Annotated in this window: 3 protein-coding genes; 2 read left to right on the top strand and 1 reads right to left on the bottom strand. The window is 28.0% G+C overall.

Annotated elements, in window-relative coordinates; translation table 11 throughout:
• Window positions 1-1,301: 1,301 nt before the first annotated feature.
• Entirely contained in the window at window positions 1,302-2,090 is a 789-nt protein-coding gene (proC, locus tag HMPREF1983_RS00535; protein WP_021752316.1) for a pyrroline-5-carboxylate reductase, read from the bottom strand.
• Window positions 2,091-2,282: 192 nt separating this feature from the next.
• On the opposite strand from proC, the gene ung reads away from it, so the two are divergent.
• Window positions 2,283-2,939: a uracil-DNA glycosylase gene (gene ung, locus HMPREF1983_RS00530; protein WP_021752315.1), complete on the top strand. Its 657-nt coding sequence runs from the start codon at window positions 2,283-2,285 to the stop codon at window positions 2,937-2,939.
• Window positions 2,940-3,294: 355 nt separating this feature from the next.
• Window positions 3,295-5,175 carry a Tle-like phospholipase domain-containing protein gene (locus HMPREF1983_RS07535; RefSeq protein ID WP_021752314.1) on the top strand — a complete coding sequence of 627 codons (1,881 nt, stop codon included), beginning with the start codon at window positions 3,295-3,297 and terminating at the stop codon, window positions 5,173-5,175.
• Window positions 5,176-5,628 lie beyond the last annotated feature (453 nt).

Genomic DNA, 5,628 nt, shown 5'->3' with positions numbered 1-5,628 from the left:
TGAGTGTTGCACTTTTATTTGCAATTCGTCTCTTAAAAAAATTCATGTTGAATAATAGCTGAAATTTTACTATAATATAGGGACAAGTGTATTTATACAACACACATATATATAATAACATATAACGATTAAAGTTATGATGAACTATTGAAACTAATATATATGAGGGTAATGTATAGTAATACTTAAAAACAGTTAGAAAGAGAAGGTGAAAATTATGTTATAAGGGTAGCAGTGTTTAAAATAGGGAAAATTGTATTTAATTATAAAAATAAGGAGGGTAAAGGTACAACTGAAAAGAATAGTAGTTTTTACAATGACATTGTTACTTAGATAATTTATTGAAATATGGGTGGTAAATTATATATTTATATACAAAATATTTTTTGTTGCTGATTCTATAGTGGTGAGGCAACTTTAAGTATTTCACCACTAAGAATGGCAACGAGCCTAATAGCAATGTTTGTAGTGGTAATAGTAAAATGCCAAAAGCATTTTACTTGGAGAATTTTAGACCTTGGCTAAAATTCTAGCCGGAAAATCCATTCACGTAGTGAATTAGTTGTAGGCGTCCATACCACTACTAACCATTGCTGAAATATTTGTAAAATAATATATAAAATAAATTACAGAACATTAGAAACAGGAAAAGAAGCAAAAAAAGGAAAGAATGAAGTTTTAACTATACGAACAGGGTAGGTTTGAAAACTAAGAACATAGCAAACAGCCATAAAAATCAAAGAAGACGATAATTACCATTTTGATAAACAGCAAGGGGAGGAACGAAAGAAACAACCCCGAAAAATAGGGAACAAAATTCAGTAATATATAAGGGAGCGAAGAAGAAAAAATAAGGTAATATAGAAAAGTAAAAAGTGAAGTTTTAACTATAACGAACAGTAGGTTTAAGAAAAGGAAAGAAGTAAAAAAAATCGAAGAAATAGCCATAATTTCAATAAATAGGGTTAATAAAACAAAAGAAAAAATAGATTAAGTTATCGTAAAGGGACTATAATTTAATTAAGACGTGGTAGTTTATCGGTGTTTCAAATTCTCTTTATAAAATATTTTGAACATCTAGTAAAATTATAGGGTGATTAATAAAATTTTGTCTTAGGATTATGATTTATTAGTCACCCTTAATATAAAATAATGATGATTTAAAAGCTGTTAACTAAATGAAAATAAGATAAATATAAAAAATCACACTTGAGAGAGAATGCTCATGTGTGATTTTTGAAGTTTAGTAATAAATATGGATTGACCTAAAATTTCTGATTATTAGTGGAGATAAAAGGAAATTACATATTTTTTAATTTTTCAAAACAAGCTCGTTCACATTCAATAACGGCACTTCTAAATCCTTTCTCCTCTAAAATTCTAATAGCTTCAATGGTGCTACCGGCAGGTGAAGTAACATCATCTTTTAGTTTTGCTGGATGATGACAGGTTTCTAACAGCATTTTTGCCGAACCTAAAAGTGTTTGTGCGGCAAGTTTATAGGATATATCACGTTTAAGTCCATTAAGAACAGCTCCGTCAGCCAAGGCTTCAACAAAAAGATAAGCATAAGCCGGTCCTGAACCGCTAATAGCGGTAAGTGATGACATATCAGATTCTTTAATTTCTATACAAATACCCAGTGCAGAAAAAATGGTATGAATGGTTGTTTTTTCTTCAGGTGTAATAAAAGTATTTGCACACATGCCGATAACACCGGAACAAACTTCAACCGGAGTATTCGGCATTATACGGATTATTTTTTTATCCGGAATAATATTTTCCATATCTGAAATAGATACGGCTGCTGCCATAGAAATAATTATTTTTTCGGCAATAGTATCTTTTATCTTTTCTAAAATATCTGCAATAAGGTAAGGTTTAACCCCTATAATTACAAGATCGGAATTATTAACAAGATCATATATATTTTCGCAAGAATTAACATTGTTTCGTTCGGTTACAATTTTTGTGCTTTTATCACAGGAATTTCTTATAAATATATTTTTTTTCGGGACAATATTTTGCTTTATAAATCCTTTTAGTATAGCCTCTCCCATTTTGCCGGCACCGATAAATCCTATTTTCATAAAAACCTCCTATAATTTATTGTTACTTTCATTATAAAACTTTTTTTTAAAATTCACCAGAGAAATTAGGTAAATTTTAAAGATTTAGAATAAATATGGTATACTAATAAAGAATAGATTTTAAGTTGTTATTTAAAAGACAAGTATTTTTATTATTACCAATAACAAATTTATTATATAAGGAGTAATATTATGGATAAATCATGGAAAGAAATATTTAAGAATTATCAATATAGAAAAGAATTAGGCGAAACTGTAGATAATATAAATGTAGTAAGGAGAAGGGCAACTATTTTCCCTCCGAAGGAGCAAGTCTTTAGAGTTTTTGAACTCCCTATTGAAGATATTAAAGTTGTTATATTAGGGCAAGATCCTTATCACAATGAAAAACAAGCTTGTGGTTTAAGTTTTTCCGTTAATGACGGAGTAGCATTGCCTAAAAGTCTTATTAATATTTATAAGGAGTTATATGATGATTTAGGTATTAAACCGGCAAAAACCGGAAATTTAGAACCATGGTTTAAACAGGGTGTATTTCTTTTGAATGCGGTGCTTACTGTAGAAAAAAATAAACCTGCCAGCCATAATAATATAGGGTGGCAAAATTTTACGGACTATATTATTAAGACGATTTCTGATAAGAATAATAATGTTGTTTTTATACTTTGGGGAGCATATGCACGCAGTAAGAAAGTGTTAATTGATACAACAAAACATAAAATTATAGAATCTGCTCATCCAAGTCCGTTGTCAGCATATCGTGGCTTTTTTGGAAGTAAACCTTTTTCAAGGGCAAACCAATTTTTAAGAGAATGTGGAAAAACGGAAATTAACTTTGATTTGAATTAATTTAAAAATATTTTTTATAAAGTTTTTTATTTTAACTTCTCTTAAACTTAGAGGAGTATACTAATAATCAGAACAAAACTTTTAATAATATTTTTTTCATAATATAGAGACTCGCTAATTTGCGGGTCTCTCTCCTTTTTACTGTTAAATTTATGATAATGAAGAAAATTTAAGGTGTAAGAAAAATTCTCCTTAATCTATTATTACAAGTGTTATTCCATTTTTGAATTCTTTTTTTCGTATATATTTTAGCTTTAGTATTGAAAAAACGATTTCATTGGCAAGAAACTATATTTTTTAGTATAATGGAGAAGCGTAGCGTAATAATATATTTAATAAAAAGGTGGTTATAAAAATGAAAAAACAATTTAGTGAAAAATTAATAAGATATTCCATTAATAAGTTAAAAATAGGTGTTAGTTTAACTTTAGTTGGAACATTTTTTATTTTTGGAAGTAATTTAGTAGAAGCTAATAATCTCGAAGTAAACAGTAAAGTAGGTAATGTCAAAAATACCGGCGAAAAAAATACAACAACACCTTTTAAAAAAATAGAATTAGATAGTAATTATGCTGAAAAAATTTCTAAAGGATTAATTGGACTGGAAAATGGAAAATATGACAGCTTACTTTTTAACAAAGGTACAAAGGTATTAGATCCAAATGCCGATGATGATAACGACGGAATTTTAAATAAAGATGAAATTTACATTTATGAAAAAAATGGGAAAAAATATTTAGGATATAATAGTCATCCGTTATTAAAGGATAGTGACGGCGATGGTTTAATAGATACAAAAGTATCAGAATATAATAATAACTCTACTGACAAGGATAATGATAATTTACAATGGCATGTGACTGACAGAGATATGGCATTACTTATGGAGCTTTGTTATCGTGACGATGAATATATAAATAAAGTTCTCGATAACAATAGAACTTGGAGTAAGGAAGATAATTATAGAAAAAATGGAGAAAAGGAAGGCAGAAAAGAATATGAATTAATGCACAACGAGCTGGCACCATATTGGAAAGCCAAAGAATTTTATCATAAAGACAGCGGATTTGATGCGGTGTTGTTTGAAACCAGAAGTGAACTTCCGTTTTTGAAAAATGGAACTGTTCAAGTGTTGGCAATTCGTGGGACTCAAGCGGGAAGTTTAAAAGATTTGACAAATGATTTTGTAATAGCGTGGGGGCAAAATCCTACTCAAGCCGAAGATGCGAAATCATTGATTAGATCATATATTAATCGTGATGATATAACTAACTTATACATTACAGGTCATTCACTTGGAGGTTATTTAGCTCAACGAGCGGTAGTAGATGCGTATGAATTATCAATCAATCCGTACTATATAGAATCTGCACAAAAGAAAAATCAAAATTTTTATAATAATATTTTAAAAAAAGCCACTACTTTTAACGCACCTAAAGTAAATGCAGCCAGAACTATATGGAGTAAAGACTTGTTTAATTCAAGTTTATACAGTAAAAAATTGGCGCAAGCCGGGAAAATAAAACATTATGGTGTAGAAAATGATGCTTTGGTAGGAAAAATATATAACGATAAAGATGTAATGACTATTATAGGAAAAACCGAAAGGGGACATAGTTCACGTTCTTATTTTGAAAGTATAGCTAGCAACATAAAAAATTTCAAAATTGGTAGTAGAGATAGATTAGATGGAGTTGGATCTCAAGAAAAACCACTTAAAACTTTAAAACAACTTTCTCTAACGGATGAAGAATATAAAAACTTATTTAAACCACGTTTAATTGAAAATTCAATAGAAATAAATAAAAATGCCGAATTGACGAAAGAAGATATTTTAAGTAAAATAGATAGAACTAATCTTCCTGAAAATACAAAAATTTCATTTTCTATCCCAAAAACTGATCAGATAGGAAAATTTAATGTACCAATTACTATAACTTATCTTGATAGAAATATTACAGATACATCATTGAATATCTCTGTTAAAATTAAAGATTTGAATTTAACAGAGTTAAAAAATAAAAAAATGGAGATGGAAAATTTATTAAAAGAATTTTCAAGAAGCAAAGTCAATGATGAAGCAATTGAAAATTTAAAAGATTTAATAGAGAAAACAGATGATATAATTAATGACACAACCCTAACACAAGAAGAAATTTATTCAGAGGTGGAAAAACTTGAAAAAATTCTTAATGATTATAGAGTAAAAAAATTTCAAAAAGAAGATGAGCAATAATTTTAAAAATAAAAAATTTTAAAATTAATTCAAACTCGGTGTAGATGTTCATATTATGGTTAATTATTGTTGGAAAATTGGGAGAGAAAGAAATTTAATTAAGAAATATTTAAAACAAAATTATTTAAAGTATATTTTAAGTATAAAGAGTATAATAATGTCTTAGACAAAAATATTATTTCCATAAACTTAACGACAATTGTCGTTTCTCCCTTTTAAGTAAAAAATATTTTTGTTTAAACCAATATTTCGGTTAATTCTTTATGATATTAACAGATAATAAAACTTTTTAATTTTTTTCATAATGTGGCTTGTCGCTCCCTAGGCAAGCCATTCTCCCTTTAAAGAGTATAATGCTCTTTTGTTATTTGTATATAAATTAGATATTGATGACTACTTTTAGTCAAAAAAATAGTGCAATCATTGGATCTACAAAATATAGGACTGATAGGG

Origin of the sequence: Gemella bergeri ATCC 700627 (genome assembly GCF_000469465.1) — a bacterium.
Taxonomy (GTDB): domain Bacteria; phylum Bacillota; class Bacilli; order Staphylococcales; family Gemellaceae; genus Gemella; species Gemella bergeri.
The sequence above is the reverse complement of the archived record's forward strand: the minus strand, read 5'-3'. Positions and strand labels throughout refer to the sequence as shown.